Source organism: Arthrobacter sp. ZGTC212, assembly GCF_002929255.1.
Classification (GTDB): domain Bacteria; phylum Actinomycetota; class Actinomycetes; order Actinomycetales; family Micrococcaceae; genus Arthrobacter_B; species Arthrobacter_B sunyaminii.
The window spans coordinates 63,063-82,158 of the sequence record NZ_PJIJ01000002.1 but is presented as its reverse complement, the minus strand read 5'-3'; the positions used below and the strand labels follow the sequence as shown (position 1 = coordinate 82,158).

The following is a 19,096-nucleotide window of genomic DNA, read 5'->3' as shown; positions in this document are numbered from 1 at the left end:
CAAGGACCCGGATCGGTGTTACTTCAGGAAGTCAGGGACATCCAGGTCATCATTGCGACCCGTGGACAGATCTGACTCCACGACGGCGGGCAGGTCCACGTCGAAGCCTGCGTCCGCAGGAACATCGCTGTGCTGCGTTGAGCGCTGCGACCATGCCGACAGCCCTGCCGAAGCAGGTGCAGCGGCCGCGTAACCGCCACCGGCCGGTGCGCTGGCCGGGGGCAGCACAGGTTCGGCCGGCTTGTGCGAGACCGGCTGCGAGGTGACATCCACCTGGTCAAAACCCGCTGCGATCACGGTGACGCGCGCTTCGTCACCAAGGGCATCGTCAATGACGGCACCAAAGATGATGTTGGCTTCCGGGTGGGCAACTTCCTGCACCAGCCGCGCGGCCTCGTTGATCTCGAACAAGCCGAGGTCTGAGCCACCCTGGATGGAGAGCAGGACGCCGTGGGCGCCGTCGATGGACGCTTCCAGCAGAGGAGACGCTATGGCCAGCTCGGCCGCCTTGACGGCGCGATCCTCTCCACGCGCGGAACCGATACCCATGAGGGCGGAACCGGCACCCTGCATGACGGATTTGACGTCGGCAAAGTCGAGGTTGATCAGGCCCGGGGTGGTGATCAGGTCGGTAATGCCCTGGACACCGGAAAGCAGCACCTGGTCCGCCGAGCGGAAAGCGTCCAGCATGGACACGTTCCGGTCGCTGATGGAGAGCAGCCGGTCGTTGGGGATGACGATGAGGGTGTCGACTTCGTCGCGCAGCGTATCAATGCCGGACTCAGCCTGGTTGGAACGGCGGCGGCCTTCGAAAGTAAAGGGCCGCGTCACCACGCCGATGGTCAGGGCGCCAAGGGAACGGGCAATGCGGGCCACGACAGGTGCGCCACCGGTGCCGGTGCCGCCGCCCTCGCCTGCGGTCACGAAGACCATGTCCGCTCCGCGCAGGACTTCCTCGATTTCTTCGGCGTGGTCCTCGGCGGCCTTGCGGCCCACCTCGGGGTCCGCGCCGGCGCCCAGGCCGCGCGTCAGTTCGCGGCCGACGTCGAGCTTCACGTCGGCGTCGCTCATCAGCAGCGCCTGTGCATCGGTGTTGATGGCGATGAACTCCACGCCTCGGAGCCCTACATCAATCATCCGGTTTACGGCGTTCACGCCACCGCCGCCGATGCCGACGACCTTGATGACGGCCAAGTAATTCTGCGGTGCTGCCACGTCCTGTGTCCCTTGTTCGAATCTGTGCAACTGATCATTTGTGGCCGGAATGCTCCGGCCGAAAACCTTGAACCTGACCTGTAACGTTCAACCGCAAACCCTAAGCTTCCAGTTGAAGGTTATAGTTATGTCAAGTAATCCTCTACCAGTGACGCTATGGGGCGAAAACTGGTTCTGCAATTACCTCTGCCGCGTGTCGGATTATTCTTTCCCGCAGGAGGAAAAAATCACCGCGTAACCGGAGCGGTTGGGGTGCTGACGTCAAACACGCTGATCGGCGGATCCTTGGGCGGCATCAAAAGCAGGGCTTCCAAAACACGCGCCTTGGCCACATTGGATTCGGCGCTCCCCCAGAATACCGTCTGCCCGTTGACCAGCTTCAGTTCCACCGAATCAACGGATGTCGCCGCGGCGTGGTCCAGCTGGGCGAGCACGTTTTCCGGCAGCACGGACAGTACGGAGGTGACCGTACTGAATACTGCGCTGTTCACCGCCTCGCTGCCGCCATCGATCAGCGGCAGCCTGGCCTCGGCCCGGTTGGCCGCGGTTCCGATCACCAGCCCGTCTTCATCAATCAGCGAAAAAGCATTCCCGCTTTGCAGGACCGCCACCGGAACGCGTTCCGTGATGGTGACCACGATCTCGGACGGGGGCAGGGCCACGACGTCGACCCCGGCCACCTCGGGCCGGTCCGCGAGCAGCCCGGCAACGTCGCCGTCGTCGATCGTGGTTAACGGTTCACCCATGAGCGGCTGCAGGGCACGGTGGACCTCTTCTTCAGGCAGCAGCGAGTTTCCCTGGACCGTTACCGTCTTCAGGGCCAGCGCCGGAGACAGGAAGAGGAATGCCAGGAAAGCACCCAGAAGAACAACGGCTGTCGACACTGAAATGAGCAGCCACCGACGGCGTTTGCGGACGGGCGGTTCGGGAAAGGCCAGCACCGTGGCAGTGACCGATTCACCGTTCCCGGAGCCCGGTTCCGTCCGGATGTGCCCCTCGGTCTTGGCGTCAGCGAGGTTCGGCCTTCCGGCACCTCCGTGCAGCCTCCGCTCCCGGGAGCCGGAATCGCCGTAGCCTGCGGAGCGGCGGACGCTGCTGCGCCCGCCGCCGGCATGGCGGGTGGGATCCACCTCGGGGCGCCGGGGTTTTTTGCTAGCCACGGAGTTCCTTCCGCAGCACCGGCTGTGCCGCGTCTGACTCCGGTTCGGCGTCTGTCTCAGCTCCGGTCTGAACGCTGGCATCCCCAGCCAAGGCGGGCGCCGTCCTGGCCAGTTCCTGCACCAGATGCGCACCGTATTGCGTGACGTCTCCGGCACCAACCGTGAGGATGATGTCTCCCGGCGCGGCGCGGCGGCAGATATCCCGCACGGCCTGGCCGGCATCCGGAGCGTAGCCTCCCGGCCGGTTCACCCTGGAGGCGATGACTTCGCTGGTAACGCCGGGCACCGGATCCTCGCGGGAAGCATAAATGTCCAGCACCGTGGCGGTGTCGGCACGTTCCAGGGCGGCAGCGAATTCTTCCGCGAAGGCCAGCGTCCGGCTGAACAGATGCGGCTGGAACAACACATGGACGCGGTGGTCCCCGGCAACGGTGCGCGCCGCCTCCAGCGCGGCCACCAGCTCGGTGGGATGGTGCGCGTAGTCATCGAAGACCCGCACCCCGCGCACGGCGCCTTTGGCTTCGAAGCGGCGTGCTGCGCCGGAGAAGACCGCCAGGCCTGCCGCAGCCTGGGCGGGGTCAACTCCGAGCCCAAGCCCGACGGCGAACGCAGCCGCGGCATTGCGGATGTTGTGCACCCCGGGGACCAGGAGCCTCAGTTCCTGCTCGCAGTCCAGTCCGTCCAGGCTGAAGCGCAGCATTGACACCGATCCGCTGGCGACCGGCCGCGTGTCAGTGATCCGGATGTCGGCGTTTTCGCTGTAGCCGTAGGTGCACACGCGGGCGGCACCGGAGCGGCGCACCACGTCCGCGGCACCGGGATCATCCGCGCAGGCCACCAGCAGGCCGTCCGCCGGCAGCAGCCGGACAAACCGGTCGAAGGAGGCAAAGACTGCTTCCTCGGTGCCGTAGTGGTCCAGGTGATCGGCCTCGACATTGGTGATAACGGAAATTCGCGGGCGGTAATTCAGAAACGATCCGTCGGACTCGTCGGCTTCGGCGACGAACACACTGCCGCTTCCGAAAGCGGCATTCACTCCCAGTGCCGCCACGTCTCCGCCGATGGCGAAGGAGGGATCCAGTCCTGCTTCGCGCAGCAGGACGGTCACCATGGCCGTGGTGGTGGTTTTCCCGTGGGTTCCGGCGACGGCAACCGTGTCCTGCGTCCCCATCGCCGCGGCGAGAGCTTCGGAACGATGGATGACCCGCAGGCCCAAGTTCCGGGCCGCGGCCAGTTCCGGATTGTCGGACCGGATGGCGGTGGAAACCACCACGGTGTCGGCGCCCTGCACGTTGGCCGCGTCCTGGCCCACGAACACTGCGGCGCCCAGGGCCTCCAAAGCACGCAGGCCGGCGGAGTCGCGCGAGTCCGAGCCGGACACGGAAACGCCCTGGCCGATCATGACCCGGGCGACTGCGGACATGCCCGCGCCTCCCAGACCAATGAAGTGCACCCGGCCGAGGTCGGGAAGATTCAGGGTGCTCATGCTCGTGACCTTACCTTTGCTTCGAGAATAAACTCCGCCATCCGCCGGTCCGCGTCACGGATGCCTTGGGCTGACGAAGCGGCGGACATGGCATCCAGTGCTGCGGGGTCGGCCAGCAAAGGTATCAGTCTGTCCACTATCCACTGTGCGGTGAAGAGCGCATCCGCAACCACAACGGCTCCGCCGGCCGCCGCCAGCCCGGCTGCGTTCAGTGCCTGTTCCCCGTTGCCGTGCGGCAGCGGAACCAGCACGGCGGGCAGGCCAACGGCACTGATCTCGCAAACCGTACCGGCGCCTGAGCGGGCGAGCAGCAGGTCCGCAGCAGCGTACGCCTGCTCCATCCCGTCCACATATTCGACCTGCCGGTAAAGCGGCGCCGCCAGCGGCTTGCCCTCGGAGGTCAGGAGCTGCTTGCCCCGTCCGGTGATGTGCAGGGTCTGGATGCCCGCTTCCGCAAGGGCCGGCAGGGCCGCCTCAACGGCACGGTTGATGCTGGCCGCTCCGGAAGAGCCGCCGGTGACCACCAGGGTGGGACGGTCCGCCTCCAGCCCCAGGGCGGTACGCGCGCCGGCACGCGCCCGGCTGCGGTCGAGTCCCGAAATCTCGCGGCGCATGGGCATGCCCACCAGTTGCGCGCGGGGCAGCTTCGTCTCGGCAAAGGCGGTGCCGACGACGTCGGCGAACCGTGCGCCCACCCGGTTGGCCAGCCCGGGACGGGCATTGGCCTCGTGCACTATGACCGGCAGCTTCCGCCGGCGGGCAGCAAGATAGACCGGCGTGGAAACGTACCCGCCGACACCCACCACGACGTCGGCAGCGGCTTCGTCGAGAATCGCACCGGCCTGGCGAACGGCCTGCAGGAGCCGGCCGGGCAGCCGGACCAGGTCCCCGCCCGGTTTCCGGGGCATCGGGACCCGGTCGATGACGGCCAGCTCGAACCCCGCGGCCGGAACCAGCCGGGTTTCCATGCCGGCGGCCGTGCCCACAACCTTAATGCGGGACTCCGGAGCGGACTCCCGCACAGCGCGCGCCACCGCGAGAAGCGGGCTGATGTGCCCGGCGGTGCCGCCTCCGGCGAGGACGAGGGAAAGGGGACGTTGTGTCATGGAGCTGATGGTTCACTTTCAGAAAGTTTGTGTTCGGGGATTTTGCGGGCGAAGGAGAGCAGGACCCCCACGGCAGCCAGGGTAATGGTCAGGGAAGACCCGCCGTAGGAGATGAAGGGAAGCGGCACTCCGATCACGGGCAGCAGGCCCGTCACCATGGCGATGTTCACAAAGGCCTGGCCGATAATCCAGACCAGGATGGAGCCGCAGACAATCCGGATGAACGGATCGGTGTGCCGCATGGTCATGCGGATGGTGGCGACCGCCAGGACGCCGAAGAGCAGCACGATCAGGAGCGTGCCCAGCAGGCCGAACTCCTCGCCGATGATCGCAAAGATGAAGTCATTGTGCGCTTCAGGGATCCAGCTCCACTTCTGCCGGCTCTGTCCGATACCCACCCCAAACCAGCCTCCCGAGGCCAGGGCGTACATGCCGGCGTTGGCCTGGTCGCAGAGCCCGGCACCGCAGTCCTTCCCCAGCCAGGCACTGATCCGGCCCGCACGGTTGTCGCTGAGCACCGACATCAGGGCGGCCGCAGCGCCGCCTGCGGCCACCAGGGCCGCGATAAAGCGCAGCGGCGTTCCGGCGAAAAACAGTGCGGCCACCATAATGAGGCCCAGGATGATCACCGTGCCGAGGTCCCTGCCGATCATTACCAGGCCGATGAGGATGGTACCGCCCGGAAACACCACCGGAACCAGGGCATGCTTCCACTGATTGAGGAGTTTCTGCTTCAGGGACAGCACTGAGGCAAACCAGATGGCCATGGCCAGCTTCGCTGCTTCCGAGGGCTGGCCGCCGATCGGTCCGATCTCGATCCAGTTCCTGTTGCCGTTGACCTCTTTGCCCACCCCGGGGATGAACACCAGCAGCAGCAGCACGACGGCCAGGACCAACAGCACCCAGGCCAGCTTCTTGTACGCCCTGGGGCCAAGCCGGGAAAGCACCAGCATGGCCACAACACCAAAACCGGCAAACATGGCCTGCTTGACGAAGAAACTAAACGTACTGCCCGCGGATTCACCGGCGGAAGCGGCAATGGACTCCACGGAGGACGCCGAGAGGACCATCATCAGGCCGATCGCGGTCAGCGCCAGCGCGGCACCCAGGATGGTGTAGTAGGCCGACCCCGTTGCTTTCCGGCGGCTGCCTTCCAGCAGCACGATCCCGCGTTCCAGCAGTGATGGCTTCTTGTTGGGGTCCTTCTTCGAGCTTGCCGGCGTGCGGGTGCCGCGCGGAGCACGCGTACCGCTCTCAGCCGCCGCCGTCGTCCTGCCGGAAGAGGAGTCAGCGGAGGACTGGCCTGTGGAGGACTTGCCTGTGGAGGACTTGCCTGCGGCTGCGGAGGCGGCCGGGCGCGCGGACCGGAGCACAGGCTTCCGGGGCTTCCCTGAGGACGTAGTGACCATCTAGGGCTCCTTAGGAGTCTGCGCCTGTCCTTCCACGTACCCGCGGACGGCCTCGATGAAAGCGTCTCCGCGGTGCGCGTAGGACGCGAACTGATCCATGGACGCTGCTGCGGGCGCCATCAGGACTGTGTCTCCTGACTGGGCTTCAGCGGCTGCGGCCGCGACAGCCAGAGCCATCACGTCCTCACCGCTGACCGCTGGAGCAGCGGCATGCCTTCCACCAGTGTGCGGCGGAACGGCATCAATCACCCGGACGTCGGGCGCGTGTCGCGCCAAAGCCTCACGGAGGTCTGCGGAGTCCGCACCGATCAGCACCACGGAGCGAAGGCGGGATGCATGGTCCCGGACCAGATCCCCGTAGTGGACACCCTTTGACAGTCCCCCGGCGATCCATACCACCGAGTTGAAGGCGGACAGGGACGCTGACGCGGCATGCGGGTTGGTGGCCTTTGAGTCATTGATCCACAGGATGTCGTTGAGGCGGGCAACCGGCTGGATGCGGTGGTCTCCGGGCGCGTAGGCCCGAAGCCCGTCCCGTACCGCCGCCGGTTCAAGGCCGTACGCCCGGACCAGGGCAGCGGCGGCCAGGGCATTGGCCACCATGTGCCGGGGAGCGTACTCGCCAAGATCGGCCATGGAAGCGAGCTCAGCCGCCGAATCCTTGCGCTGTTCGATGAAGGCGCGGTCCACCAGCAGGTTCTCCACCATTCCCACCATGGACACCGCCGGCATGCCGGTCGTGAAGCCGACAGCGCGGCAGCCTTCAACGACGTCGGCTTCTTCGACCATGTGCTCGGTCTCGATCTGCTCGGCGTTGTAGATGCAGGCCACCTGCGTGTTTTCGTAGATCTTGGCTTTATCGGCCATGTAGGCCTCGTAGGAGCCGTGCCAGTCCACGTGGTCTTCGGCAATGTTCAGGCACACGCTGGCCAGCGGAGAGATGGAGTGCGTCCAGTGCAGCTGGAAAGAGGATAGTTCCACGGCGAGGACGTCATAGCCCTGCGGATCCCGAATGGCGTCCAGGATGGGGGTTCCGACGTTTCCGGCAGCGATGGCCCGCAGTCCCGCGGCGCGCAGCATGCTCTCGGTCATCGAGACCGTGGTGGTTTTGCCGTTGGTGCCGGTGATGGTCAGCCATTGGGCGGTCTTACGCCCTTCACGGACGCGGACTCGCCAGGCCAGTTCGACGTCGCCCCATACCGGGATGCCGCCGTCGGCCGCCGCCCGCATCAGCGGATGGCTGGGGCTGAAGCCGGGCGAGGTGACAACCAGCTCAGCCGGCTCGCCGTCAACGGCGGGCAGCGCTTCGGCATGATGGGCGCCGAGCAGGACGTCGGCTGCTCCGACGATCCGCAGGGTGTCGGCCTTGGCCCGGTTTTCCTCTGTGTCCCGGGCGTCAACCACCACTACCCGGGCGCCGAGTTCGATCAGGGTATCGGCCGCCGAGAAACCGGAGAGGCCAATGCCCGTGACGACAACGCGCAGTCCGCGCCAGTCGGCATCCCACGTGGTCAGCTCGTCAAGCCGGGACGTCCCGGCAGCGGAGTCAGCTGTTTCGCTCAATTTCCTACCACCCATTCCGCGTAGAAGATGCCAAGGGCCACGGCCACGCACAGTCCGGCCACGATCCAGAAGCGGACCACCACCGTGACTTCCGCCCAGCCCTTGAGCTCAAAGTGGTGCTGCAGCGGCGCCATCTTGAAAACGCGTTTTCCGCCGCTGATTTTGAAGTAGCCCACCTGGATGATCACGGAAAGCGTGATGATCACGAAGAGGCCGGCCAGGATGACCAGCAGCAGTTCGGTGCGGGAGAGGATCGCGAAGGCGGCAATGGCGCCGCCGATGGCCAGCGATCCGGTGTCGCCCATGAAGATCTTGGCCGGTGAGGTGTTCCACCAGAGGAAGCCCACCAGCGCCCCGGCCAGGGCGCCGGCAAGCAGCGCCAGATCCATGGGATCGCGGACTTCGTAGCAGACGGCTCCTGCGAGGGGTGATCCGCAGCTCTGGTTGGACTGCCAGATGCCGATCAGGAAGTAGGCGCCGAACACCAGGATGGAGGCACCGGCGGCGAGTCCGTCCAGGCCATCCGCCAGGTTCACGCCGTTGGTGGTTCCCGTGATGATCAGGTTGGCCCAGAGGATGAAGAGGATGGCGCCGATCAGGGTACCTGCGAAGGCCAGGTCGATGCCGGTGTCGCGGATAAAGGAGATCTCCGTGGACGCGGGCGTCCGGCCCTGCGCGTTGGGGAAATTCAGGGCCAGGATGGCGAACGTGACGCCCACGAGTGTCTGGAGGATGATCTTCGCCTTGGCGTTCAGCCCCAGGCTGCGCTGGCGGGAGATCTTGGTGTAGTCGTCAATGAAGCCCACGAGGCCCATCCCGACCATCAGGAACAGGACAAGGAGACCGGACGCCGAGGGCCCGAAGGTCCCCGGGTTGATGACCGGGCTGATGAGGTGCGTGATGAAGTAGGACGCCACCACGGACGCCACGATGACGGCGCCGCCCATGGTGGGCGTGCCGCGCTTGGTGTGGTGCGACGTCGGTCCGTCATCGCGGACAAACTGGCCGTAACTCTTCTTGACGAGGAAACGGATAAACAGGGGCGTGCCGGCAAAGGCAAGGATCAGAGCCAGTGAAGACCCGATAAGCAGGGAAACCACTACTGGACGCCTCCGGCTTCCCCGGTGAGGTCCGGGCTGGTGTGCTGCGGCGCGGACGCCGGGGCGGTGGTTGACGAGGGGGCGTTCAAGGCTATCCGATCACCGAGGTGGCGCAGGGCTGCACCGTTTGAGGATTTGAAAAGGACGAGGTCTCCGGGCTGCAGCGAGGACTCCAGGATGCGTTCGGCGTCTTCGGGGGTCTCCACGAAGACGGACTCGTCGCCCCAGGAACCCTCCATGACTGCGCCTGTGTGCATGGCCCGGGCACCTGTGCCCACCACTATGAGCTGGGAGATGTTCAGGCGGACCACGTACCGGCCGATCGCGTCGTGTTCGGTCACGGAGGATTCCCCGAGCTCGAGCATTTCGCCCAGCACGGCCCAGGTGCGCCGTCCCCGGCCCAGCTCGGCCAGGGTGCGCAGGGCCGCCCGCATGGATTCCGGGTTGGCGTTGTAGGCGTCATTGATGACGGTCACGCCGTCCGGACGGTCGGTGCGTTCCATGCGCCAGCGGCTGGCCGCCTTCTGGCCGGACAATCCGGCGGCAATCCGTTCGGCCGGGATGCCCGCGGCAAAGGCGGCAGCTGCGGCGGCCAGCAGATTCGCCGTGTGGTGCGCACCAATCAGGCCGGATTCCACCGGATACTCGCTTCCGTCGGGGAAACGGAGGGTAAAGACGGGCCGGCCCTGTTCATCGGTCCGGGCATCCAGCGCCCGAACGGACGATTTGGCGCCGTGGGCTTCTTCCGGGGAGGAGGTGAAATACAGCAGCTCCACGCCGGCGCCCGCACGTTCAGCCATGGCTGCCACGCGAATATCGTCGGCGTTCAGGACGGCTGTTCCGCCGGGAGCCAGGGCCTCCACCATTTCGCCCTTGGCACGGGCAATGTTCTCCACGCCGCCGAATTCTCCGGCGTGCGCGGTTCCCACGCACAGGACGACGCCGATGTCCGGCTTCACCATGGAGGCCAGGTATTCGATGTGGCCGATGCCTGTCGCCCCCATCTCCATGACGAGGTAGCGGGTGCCGTAGTCCGCCCCGAAAATGGTCAGCGGAACACCCACCTCGCCGTTGTAGGACCCCACGGGAGCCACCGTTTCGCCTTCGGCGCGCAGGATTCCGGCCAGCAGGTCCTTGGTGGTGGTTTTTCCTGCTGATCCGGTGATCCCGATGACGGTCAGCGGCGACGTTTCCCGCAGCCGCCGGACGATGTCCGCCGCCAGGGTGCCCATGGCAAGAACAGCATCCGGGACCAGGACCGCAGGGTAGACGGATCCGGAGGCATCCTCGACGGGACGCTCCACGAGGGCCAGGACGGCACCGCGTTCAAAGGCCGCTTCCACGAAGAGATGGCCGTCTGAGTTTTCGCCGGGTTTGGCGATGAAGAGGGAGCCGGGTGAGGCTTCCCGAGAGTCGGTTGTGGCCGAGTTCACGATCGTCGCGGATGCCTGTGCGGCACCGCCGATCAGTTCGCCGCCCGTAATTGCCGCTATGTCTGCTGCACTAAGTTCAATCATGACGTTTTAGGACTCTACCCCGTCGCCGGACAGCACAGGGAATCCGTACCGTGTCAAAGCCTGCCGTAGTTCAACGCGGTCGTCGAGGGCCAAATTCACTCCTTTTACTTCTTGGAATACTTCATGTCCCCGGCCGGCGACCAGCACCGTGTCCTGCGGGCGGGCAAGCGCCACGGCGCGGTCTATGGCCGCAGCACGCGGCGCCACCTCGAGGATTTCACACGCCAGTGCGCCGCGCTCCCGGGCGGCGCGTGCACCGGCCAGGACATCGGCGCGGATAGCGGCTTCATCCTCGTCGTGGGGGTCATCGTCAGTGACGATCACCACGTCAGCGAGCCGTGCGGCAATATCTCCCATCAGCGGCCGCTTTGACTGGTCGCGCTGTCCGGTTGCGCCAAAGACAATGATGACGCGCGGCGGGGTTTCCCCGCTTTCGGAGCCGGTAGGCGCAGATCCGCCCGTGCCCTGGGATTCCCGGCGGACGGATTCCAGGGTGCGGGCCAGGGCATCGGGATTATGGGCAAAGTCGACAATTGCGGCCGGCGCTTCTCCCACCAGCTGCATCCTGCCCGGAACTTCGACAGTGAACGGATCGCTGCGGTCCAGCGCGTTCTGGAGCTGCTCGATCTCCACGCCCGAGGCCAGGACCATGACGGCGGCAAGTGCGGCGTTGGAGACGTTGAAGGTCCCGGGAAGTCCGGTACCCGCCCGAAGAACGGCTCCGTCGGGGCCGCGCAGCACAAAGCGGTGGCCCAGCCCGTCGCGGACGACGTCGGTGACCCGCCAGTGAGCTTCGGCGCCGCCGTCGCGCGTGGCAAGCGTCCAGACCGGCACCGGAGCCGCCGCGGCCATCCGCTCGCCCCATTCATCGTCCACACAGATGACGGCCCGCTGAGCCCGTTCCGGTGAGAACAGGGCGGCTTTGGCCGCAAAGTACTCTTCCATGGATCCGTGCAGGTCCAGGTGGTCCTGGGTGAGGTTGGTGAATCCGGCTACATCAAAAACGACGCCGTCAACGCGCCGGTACGAAATGGCATGCGAGGAAACTTCCATGGCGGCTGCGTCCAAGCCCTTTTCGCGCATCAGGGCGAGCAGTCCGTGCACCTGGGGCGATTCCGGTGTGGTGAGGGTGCTCGCGATGGGTTCTCCGCCGGCAAGGATTTCGATGGTTCCGATGAGCCCGGTTCTCTTGCCGAGGGCGCTGAGCAGCGAATTGATGAAGTAGGTGGTGGTGGTTTTGCCGTTGGTTCCCGTGACTCCGAACAGCGTGAGACCACTGCCGCCCTGCGGACTGCTGCCGAACACTACCCCGGCCAGCGGACCAACCAGCCGGCGCGGGTCGGAGGTCACGTAAACAGGTACCGGCAGCTCCGTCAGCTGGCGCGCTCCCTCTTCATCGGTTAGCACCGCCGCCGCTCCGGCTTCGGCCGCCGAGGCAGCGAAGCGGGCGCCGTGGTGGCGGGCACCGGGCAGCGCCACGTACAGGTCGCCGGCCCGGACCTCACGGGAGTTGATCGTGAGCCCGGTGAGCATGATGTCCGCTTCCCCATCTGCCGCGCGTGCGGGCTCAACGCCGGGCAGGCCGGCCGCTGCGAGCGAGTCCGCTGCTGCCCGCAGGGACACCGGCTGAACTGCTGACGGCCGCATTCCGCTCCCCTGCTGCTGCGGATTGCTTTGATCATTTGTAGGCACTGCACTGCTCCAGAAAAATTGACGTGGTACTCGAAAAAGATCAGTCCGATACGGACGGCCGTCTGGGTGCTTGCCCGGCGACGCGCAGCCGGTTTCAGTACTCCACGGGGTACAACTCCGGTTCCGACGAGGACGGCGCCACATTTCGGGTGGTGAGGACCTGCTGCATGACCTTCTTGAAGGTCTTGCCGGGGTCCAGGACCTGCAGGGAACCTTCGGGCCGCTGCAGCGTCACCACCACGACGTACTGCGGATCATCCATGGGTGCAATACCAGCATAGGAGAGTGTATAGCCGTCGTATCCACCGTTGGCTCCCGGTGCCTCGGCAGTACCGGTCTTGGACCCCACCCGGTACTGGTCCAGGGCGCCTCCCTTGCCCGAACCTTCGGCTGTGACGGTCTCCAGCATGTGTTGGACTTCACGGGCGGTCTCTTCCGAAACCACCCGGGTGGACTCTGCCTTTTCGGCGGCAGTTTCCGTACCGTCGGCTCCGATGTAGCTGTCGATCAGGCTCGGTGCCAGCCGGACGCCGTCGTTCGCGATCGTTTGGTAGACCATCGCCGTGTGCAGAGCGGTCTGTGCCAGGCCCTGGCCGAAGAGCACAGTGTATTGCTGCCTGCCGTCCCATTCCTCCGGTTTAGCCAGCAGTCCCACCGTTTCACCGTTGAGGCCCACTTTCAGGGGTTCGCCGATGCCGAACTTTTTCAGCCAGTCATAGCGTTCCTGGGGAGTGAGCTGCTGCCCGATCATGACCGTGCCCGTGTTCATGGACTTGGTCAGGATGCCCGCCGCCGTCATGTGCACGGTGCCGTGGTCAAAGGCGTCCTTGAACGTCTGCCCGTCGACCGTATACGTGGACGGAATCTCGAACTGGGACAGCGGATCAATGATTCCCTGTTCCAGTGCCGCCGCCATGGTGATGACCTTGGTGGTGGAGCCGGGTTCGAAGGGGACGGTCACGGACAGCGGTTGCCGGGACTCCGCCGGCGTCTGGCCCGGATCGTTTGGATCAACTGTGGTGGACTCTGCCATCGTGATGATGCGGCCGGTCTTGGCCTCCACCACCACCACGTTTCCCCAATCCGCGTTGTACTCCTGGACCTGGCTCGCAATGGTTTGCTGGGCAAACCACTGCAGGTCCTGGTCAATGCTGAGTTTGACGGAATCTCCGTCCCGCACGGGGACGTCCTCGTTGGTGGCATACGGAATGCGGATACCGTCGCCGCCAATTTCGTACGTCCTGCTGCCTGCCTCACCCGCGAGGACGTCATCCTGGGTCAGCTCCATGCCCTCCTGCGGGCCGTCGGTTCCCAGGAATCCAACAATTGATCCGGCCACCGAACCGGATGGATAGGTGCGCAGCGTGGTGCGGTCTGCGTATATACCGGGAAACTTGACGGCCAGGACCTTGTCCTTGATTTCCGGAGTCACGGTCTTGGCGACGAAATTAAAGCTGGCATCCCCGAGTACCGAGCTCCGCAGGGTTTCGGCGTCCTGCCCCAGAATCGCCGAAAGCTCCTCGAAGGCCTGGTCAAAGGAAACAACTTCCTGTCCCTCGGAAGTGCTTCGCGCGTACTCCTGATCCTCCGCATAGGGGTGGGAGAGGGTTTGATCCACCACGATGTCGAAACGCTCCACGCTGCGGGCGAGATAGTTGCCCTCGGAATCGAGGATGCTGCCGCGCAGTGCCGGCACCGCTCTGGTCTGCAGCCGCTCGGCGACTGCAGTTTCGGCCATCCCCTCAGGATCGACGGCCTGCACCTGGAACAGGCGCACGCTGAGCACTGTCAGCAGAACCAGGGCCAGGATCAACCCGGTCCTGAGCCTGCCTGTAACGACGGCTACTCTGTGGTTCCCCTTCGCGGGGTCCTGCACTTTTGCCACAACGTATCCTCGTCACTGCCTAGTAAATCTAAACCTATTGTCCGCTTCTCTGGACCGGAACCGGAATGGTTCCGCCGTTCAGATCCGCTTCCTGTAATGCGGGCGCCGGTTCCGCTTCAGCTTCACCGGCGGCCGTCGATTCTGCTCCAGCCATTTCCCGTTCTTCGGCCGCCCTTGCCGACTCGGCCACTGGTGCCGCCTCTTCCTCCGCGGTCGTCACGGCCGGGGCAACCGGCTGCGTCAGCACATTGGGGGCGGGAATGAGGGCCGGCAGTGCTTCGACTTCCTCCGCCGGGACGGGATCCCCTGTCACAGCCAGCGTCTGCAAATCAATGCTTCCAAACGTGGACGAAGTCACCATCCCCAGTTCAGCGGCTTCGGCTGCCAGTACCTGGGGAGCCTGATGGTTCTCCAGCTGCTGGGTCAATGCCTCGTTGCGCTGGGCAAGTTCCGTGCGCTCGTTCTGCAGCTGGACCAGTTGGTACTGGCCGCTGGAAACCGAGATGTTCAGCAGCAGGACTGCTCCCAATCCAAGGATGAGCGCAATGAAACAGAAAATGACAACGGGGGCCCGGCGGCGGCGCCGCACTGCGGGCACCACTGACAGCGGAGTCCTTCGGCGCGGGGCGGGGGCGGCGGGTGCCGGCCGAGCCGGTGCCGGGCTCCAGTCCAGAGCCCTGGCGGTGTTGCCGTGCGTGGTCCGGCGGTGTGCGGCGCTCTCTGCATGGGGCCGGGTCTGTACCTGCGTCATGAATCTGCCCCGTCGGTAGCGATGCGAATCCGTTCCACGGCCCGCAGCTTCGCGGAGGCAGCACGGGGATTTTCGGCAATTTCTTCGTCGGTGGGAACTTCAGTCCCCTTGGTCAGCCGCAACAGCTGCGCCTTGTGCTGTTCCAGTTCCACCGGGAATCCCTTGGGTGCGGAGGACCGGGCACCGGCCGCGAAGACACCCTTCACGATCTTGTCTTCCAGCGAGTGGTAGGACATGACCACCACCCGGCCCCCGAGGTTCAGGACCGAGAGCGAAGCGGGAATGGCACGTTCCAGGACGTCCAACTCTTCGTTGACCTCGATCCGCAGCGCCTGGAAGGTCCGCTTTGCGGGATGTCCCCCGGTGCGTGCCGCACCGGCAGGCACCACGGTACGGATGGCATCGACCAATTCCCCCGTGGTGGTGAAGGGCTTGCCGGCGCGCGTGGAAACGATCGCCGAGGCAATGCGGCCGGCGAATTTTTCCTCACCCCACTTGCGGATGATGGAAACCAGATCCGCTTCGCTGTAGCTGTTAACGATGTCAGCCGCGGTGCGCCCGCGGCTGGTGTCCATCCGCATGTCCAGCGGTGCGTCGTAGGAGTAGGCGAATCCCCTGTCCCGTTCATCGAGCTGAAGTGAGGACACTCCGAGGTCGAAGAGCGCTCCGTCGATTCCGGTAAAACCCAAATCGCGGACGACGTCGGCGATTTCGTCGTACACGGCGTGCACCAGATCGATGCGGTCTTCGAAGGGCGCCAGGCGCGCTCCGGCCAGCGCCAGTGCCTGCTGGTCCCGGTCAATGCCGATCACATGCAGCTGCGGGAAGCGTGCCAGCATGGCTTCGGTGTGTCCGCCCATACCCAGGGTTGCGTCCACCACCACGGCGCTGCCGTGGTCCGCCACGGCTTTTTCGATGGCAGGCGCCAGCAAATTAATGCAGCGGTCACGCAGCACCGGAACATGCCGTTCCTCGGTAGGGCGTTCTTCGCTCATCTGCTGTCCTTCCGCGTCCGGGACGGCGGCGTAGTTCTTGAATCAGACCCCCATCCGCGCCTCACGCTGCGGCGCCTGGCTCCGGGGAAGTGAAGTCAGGTGCCGGCCTTGCGGGGCGGCTGGAGATCTCATGCAAGAAACCGCTGCATCCGGTCCCTGCGTGGTGGTTGGTTGACTTGGTTAGGTTTGCTGGATCTGTGTCTGCCGGGTAGTGCCATTGACCGCGCAAGCGGTCTAGAAGATTCCGGGGATGGTGTCCTCGTCGGTTTCCGAGAACGCCGTTTCCTGCTCTTCCAGATAGGTCTGCCACGCTGTGGCGTCCCAGATTTCCGCCCTGGTCCCTGCTCCGATCACGGCCAATTCGCGGCCGAGTCCGGCGTAGGCCCGCAGCGCCGGCGGAATGGTAATCCGGCCCTGCTTGTCCGGGACTTCATCTGAGGCTCCCGAGAGGAAGACCCGAATGTAGTCACGTGCCTGGCGTGAGGAAAGCGGAGCTTCCCTCATCTGCTCATGCACCCGTTCAAACTCTTTCTGGCTAAAAACGTAGATGCAGCGTTCCTGCCCCCTGGTAAGGACCAGTCCGCCGGCCAGTTCCTCGCGGAATTTTGCCGGCAGAATGAGCCGCCCTTTCTCGTCCAGGCGAGGTGAATGTGTCCCGAGGAACATCAGTCACCACCTGTCCAAATTGGGAGAAGTTCCTCCTGCTATACCTGCCTTGCTGCCCCTACGCTCTTATGGCCTCCACTTTACTCCACTTCACTCCACAGTCAACGTTCAAGCCACGTGGTTTGCGGCGCGTCGGACCTTTTCTTCCGCAGAATGACGCGGATCAGGCTCGGTGGAGGATCAGGACGCCCAAGGGCGTCCCGGGACGGGGTTCTTTCATCCTTTTAGCCACAAAAAAAGACCCGCCTGGGCGGGTCTTTTCTGGAGCCGTGCGGCCCGGGGAGCGAAGTGGAGCAGACTCTCCCGTCCCGCCGGTTACTGGTCTCGCTTGCGCTCATCCCATTTGTTTTCCAGATTGCTCATAAAGTTCTTCGGCGCACTCGTCTCGCGCTCCTTCTTACGTGCCGGCGAGTTTGGCTGCGAGGCCCGCTTGCCGCGCGTCGTCGCGTAGTAAACTCCCGCACCCATGACCAGGAAGCCCAGTATGCCCAAAACGAGGCTGAACGGCGTATCAGAGGCGACGCCTCCGAGCAGCAGTCCGATCCCCGCAATGGCAACCAGCGCGCCAAGCACAATCCGCCTGGTTGAAATGCCCGTGGTTGCCGGGGTTGCCATGGAATTGGCAAATTTGGGGTCCTCGGCGTGTAATTGCTGCTCCAACTGGTCCAGCAAGCGCTGCTCGTGTTCCGAGAGTGCCATTACTGCCTCCTTGCGGTCCGAAATACCCATGTCAAGCAACCAACGATCCCCGTGCCGGGGCGGTTCCCGCCGCCGGCCGTCCCGGAGACCTTAGGTGATCCCCCGGTTAGGCCGGGCAGTTCACCTGGACCGACAATCCGGGCAGAACGCGTGTTGTGCTTACGTTCTAGGATAGGTGGCAATGTGGTCCGGGGAAAGCGGTGGGGACGCTGCCGTGATCCATTCCGCCTAGGGCTTAGCTGCTTTCCTCCGGCGGCGGGCCCGTCCGGCCCGAAGTCCGGCCGGAACGTCCCCGGCGCGCGGGATCCAAAAGCCGGGCAGGCATGACGCCAAGTTCGCCGAACCGGGCATTAATTTTGTCCAGCGCGTCTTCTGCGGACCGCCAGTTGTCGTCGCGGCCGTCCAGTGTCAGCTGAACCGCCGCGCCTTCAGCCGGCTCCAGCCGTTCGGTCCTCAGGCCTATCAGGCGCACGCTCATTCGGCGCGGACCCAAAGCGGCCAGCAGTGCCCGCGACTCTTCATAGATTAACTGAGCACTGTCCACCGGTTCCCGGAGGGTCCGGGTCCTGGTCAGCGTGGAAAAATCCGCATAGCGCAGTTTGAGGGACACTGCGCGGCACTGCAGCCCGGCCGCCCGCAACCGTACTGCCGTCTTGTGTGCCAGGCGCAGCAGTTCCGTATGCAGCGTCTCATCGTCGGACACGTCCCGCGCGAAAGTCTCTTCCGCTCCAATGCTCTTCTCCCGGCGCACCGGAGTGACCGTACGGGGATCTCTCCCCCAGGCCAGCTCGTACACATGCTCTCCGGTGGCTCCGAGCAGGCGCTTAAGAACACTGACAGGTGTGCGGGCCACATCCTCCACGGTGGAAATACCCACCCGTGCCAGCGATTCCCGTGTTTTTGCCCCGACACCCCACAAAGCCGAGACGTTCAGGGTGTGGAGATAGGCCACTGTTTCATCCCGGGGAATCAGCAGCAGCCCGTCCGGCTTGGAGCGGGTGGAGGCAATCTTCGCCACGAACTTTGTAGAAGCAATTCCAACACTGGCCGTGATGCCGAGCTCCGAAGCCACCCGCTTCCGGATCAGCTCTCCGATAGCCCGCGGTGGACCGAGCAGACGCATGGCACCGGCGATATCCAAAAAGGCCTCGTCAACGCTGAGCGGTTCCACCAGCGGCGTGATGGATTCGAAGATGGCCATGAGGCGGCCCGATACATCACGGTAATCCTCATGGTGAGGCTCCAGGATGACTGCCTGCGGACACAGCCGGAAGGCCTGGGACATAGGCATGGCCGAGTGCACGCCGTAGCGGCGCGCTTCATAGGAAGCGGACAGCACAACAGAGCGGCCGCCCAGTCCGCCCACGATGATGGGACGGCCGGCCAGTTCGGGGCGCTTGAGCAGTTCCACCGACACGTAGAAGGCATCCATGTCCACGTGCATGATGGTGCAGTCGCGGTTTTCGCTGGGGCCGTTGCTCACTCCTTCATGGTAGACAACGGGTCCGACGTTTGTGCTTCGCCTAGACTGGGGACCAGATCCTGACCTCCCATCAGATGCGGATACCCATGAAAAAGCTCCCGATTGCCCTTACCGCCGCCGCCCTGCTCCTGACGGCTGCAGGCTGCACCTCGGATTCAGACACAACAGATGCCGGAACCGGCACTGCTTCCGCTTCGGCCTCTTCAACCGCGGCGCCCTCCCCCTCGACAAGCGGCCCGTCATCCTCAGCCAGTCCGTCAACCTCGGCCAGTCCGTCAACGTCTGCCGGGGCCTCGGCGTCAGCCGGCAGTACGGCCACCCCGTCAGCAACCTCCACCTCCGGGGCTATTGCAGAAGGCTTTCCCACGG

General features: G+C 64.9%; 16 protein-coding genes. All 16 read right to left on the bottom strand.

The genetic code is table 11. The annotated features are described in order from the left end of the window. Positions 1 to 18 precede the first annotated feature (18 nt). Positions 19 to 1,215 carry a cell division protein FtsZ gene (gene ftsZ / locus CXQ89_RS06995; RefSeq protein ID WP_104054691.1) on the bottom strand — a complete coding sequence of 399 codons (1,197 nt, stop codon included), beginning with the start codon at positions 1,213 to 1,215 and terminating at the stop codon, positions 19 to 21. Positions 1,216 to 1,442: 227 nt separating this feature from the next. Continuing rightward, positions 1,443 to 2,375 carry a cell division protein FtsQ/DivIB gene (locus tag CXQ89_RS06990; protein ID WP_181032257.1) on the bottom strand — a complete coding sequence of 311 codons (933 nt, stop codon included), beginning with the start codon at positions 2,373 to 2,375 and terminating at the stop codon, positions 1,443 to 1,445. Then, entirely contained in the window at positions 2,368 to 3,861 is a 1,494-nt protein-coding gene (murC, locus tag CXQ89_RS06985; protein WP_104160764.1) for a UDP-N-acetylmuramate--L-alanine ligase, read from the bottom strand. Before murC ends, CXQ89_RS06990 begins: the two co-directional genes overlap by 8 nt. Continuing rightward, complete coding sequence (gene murG, locus CXQ89_RS06980; RefSeq protein WP_104160763.1) at positions 3,858 to 4,967, bottom strand: undecaprenyldiphospho-muramoylpentapeptide beta-N-acetylglucosaminyltransferase; 1,110 nt, start codon at positions 4,965 to 4,967, stop codon at positions 3,858 to 3,860. Before murG ends, murC begins: the two co-directional genes overlap by 4 nt. Next, on the bottom strand, positions 4,964 to 6,376 hold the full coding sequence (gene ftsW / locus CXQ89_RS06975) for a putative lipid II flippase FtsW (RefSeq protein WP_104160762.1): 1,413 nt from the start codon (positions 6,374 to 6,376) through the stop codon (positions 4,964 to 4,966). Before ftsW ends, murG begins: the two co-directional genes overlap by 4 nt. Next, positions 6,377 to 7,954: a UDP-N-acetylmuramoyl-L-alanine--D-glutamate ligase gene (gene murD / locus CXQ89_RS06970; RefSeq protein WP_104160761.1), complete on the bottom strand. Its 1,578-nt coding sequence runs from the start codon at positions 7,952 to 7,954 to the stop codon at positions 6,377 to 6,379. It abuts the gene before it with no gap. Continuing rightward, positions 7,936 to 9,039: a phospho-N-acetylmuramoyl-pentapeptide-transferase gene (gene mraY, locus CXQ89_RS06965; RefSeq protein ID WP_104054696.1), complete on the bottom strand. Its 1,104-nt coding sequence runs from the start codon at positions 9,037 to 9,039 to the stop codon at positions 7,936 to 7,938. Before mraY ends, murD begins: the two co-directional genes overlap by 19 nt. Further along, a complete protein-coding gene (gene murF, locus CXQ89_RS06960) occupies positions 9,039 to 10,556 on the bottom strand; it encodes a UDP-N-acetylmuramoyl-tripeptide--D-alanyl-D-alanine ligase (protein ID WP_104054697.1) in 1,518 nt (505 codons plus the stop codon). Before murF ends, mraY begins: the two co-directional genes overlap by 1 nt. A gap of 6 nt (positions 10,557 to 10,562) precedes the next feature. Beyond that, the gene (locus tag CXQ89_RS06955; protein WP_104160760.1) at positions 10,563 to 12,203 is read right to left on the bottom strand and encodes a UDP-N-acetylmuramoyl-L-alanyl-D-glutamate--2,6-diaminopimelate ligase; all 1,641 of its coding nucleotides are present in this window, start codon (positions 12,201 to 12,203) and stop codon (positions 10,563 to 10,565) included. Positions 12,204 to 12,342: 139 nt separating this feature from the next. Then, entirely contained in the window at positions 12,343 to 14,133 is a 1,791-nt protein-coding gene (locus CXQ89_RS06950) for a penicillin-binding protein 2 (RefSeq protein ID WP_258059945.1), read from the bottom strand. Positions 14,134 to 14,167: 34 nt separating this feature from the next. Then, positions 14,168 to 14,884, bottom strand: a complete 717-nt coding sequence (locus CXQ89_RS06945) for a hypothetical protein (protein ID WP_104160759.1) — start codon at positions 14,882 to 14,884, stop codon at positions 14,168 to 14,170. After that, positions 14,881 to 15,879 carry a 16S rRNA (cytosine(1402)-N(4))-methyltransferase RsmH gene (gene rsmH, locus CXQ89_RS06940; RefSeq protein ID WP_104160758.1) on the bottom strand — a complete coding sequence of 333 codons (999 nt, stop codon included), beginning with the start codon at positions 15,877 to 15,879 and terminating at the stop codon, positions 14,881 to 14,883. The genes CXQ89_RS06945 and rsmH overlap by 4 nt, the downstream gene beginning before the upstream one ends. Positions 15,880 to 16,113: 234 nt before the next feature. Beyond that, the gene (gene mraZ, locus CXQ89_RS06935) at positions 16,114 to 16,545 is read right to left on the bottom strand and encodes a division/cell wall cluster transcriptional repressor MraZ (RefSeq protein ID WP_104054701.1); all 432 of its coding nucleotides are present in this window, start codon (positions 16,543 to 16,545) and stop codon (positions 16,114 to 16,116) included. 315 nt (positions 16,546 to 16,860) lie between these two features. After that, a complete protein-coding gene (locus tag CXQ89_RS06930) occupies positions 16,861 to 17,244 on the bottom strand; it encodes a DUF3040 domain-containing protein (RefSeq protein WP_104054702.1) in 384 nt (127 codons plus the stop codon). A 235-nt stretch (positions 17,245 to 17,479) separates the two neighbouring features. After that, complete coding sequence (dinB, locus tag CXQ89_RS06925) at positions 17,480 to 18,727, bottom strand: DNA polymerase IV (protein WP_258059943.1); 1,248 nt, start codon at positions 18,725 to 18,727, stop codon at positions 17,480 to 17,482. A gap of 70 nt (positions 18,728 to 18,797) precedes the next feature. Then, the gene (locus tag CXQ89_RS06920) at positions 18,798 to 19,094 is read right to left on the bottom strand and encodes a hypothetical protein (RefSeq protein WP_146067204.1); all 297 of its coding nucleotides are present in this window, start codon (positions 19,092 to 19,094) and stop codon (positions 18,798 to 18,800) included. Positions 19,095 to 19,096: the final 2 nt, after the last annotated feature.

Coding starts and splice junctions, on each gene's coding strand:
- murC (WP_104160764.1), bottom strand. CDS start 3,861: ATGAGCACCCTGAATCTTCCCGACCTCGGCCGGGTGCACTTCATTGGT.
- murG (WP_104160763.1), bottom strand. CDS start 4,967: ATGACACAACGTCCCCTTTCCCTCGTCCTCGCCGGAGGCGGCACCGCC.
- ftsW (WP_104160762.1), bottom strand. CDS start 6,376: ATGGTCACTACGTCCTCAGGGAAGCCCCGGAAGCCTGTGCTCCGGTCC.
- murD (WP_104160761.1), bottom strand. CDS start 7,954: ATGGGTGGTAGGAAATTGAGCGAAACAGCTGACTCCGCTGCCGGGACG.
- murF (WP_104054697.1), bottom strand. CDS start 10,556: ATGATTGAACTTAGTGCAGCAGACATAGCGGCAATTACGGGCGGCGAA.
- CXQ89_RS06955 (WP_104160760.1), bottom strand. CDS start 12,203: ATGCGGCCGTCAGCAGTTCAGCCGGTGTCCCTGCGGGCAGCAGCGGAC.
- CXQ89_RS06945 (WP_104160759.1), bottom strand. CDS start 14,884: ATGACGCAGGTACAGACCCGGCCCCATGCAGAGAGCGCCGCACACCGC.
- rsmH (WP_104160758.1), bottom strand. CDS start 15,879: ATGAGCGAAGAACGCCCTACCGAGGAACGGCATGTTCCGGTGCTGCGT.
- mraZ (WP_104054701.1), bottom strand. CDS start 16,545: ATGTTCCTCGGGACACATTCACCTCGCCTGGACGAGAAAGGGCGGCTC.
- CXQ89_RS06930 (WP_104054702.1), bottom strand. CDS start 17,244: ATGGCACTCTCGGAACACGAGCAGCGCTTGCTGGACCAGTTGGAGCAG.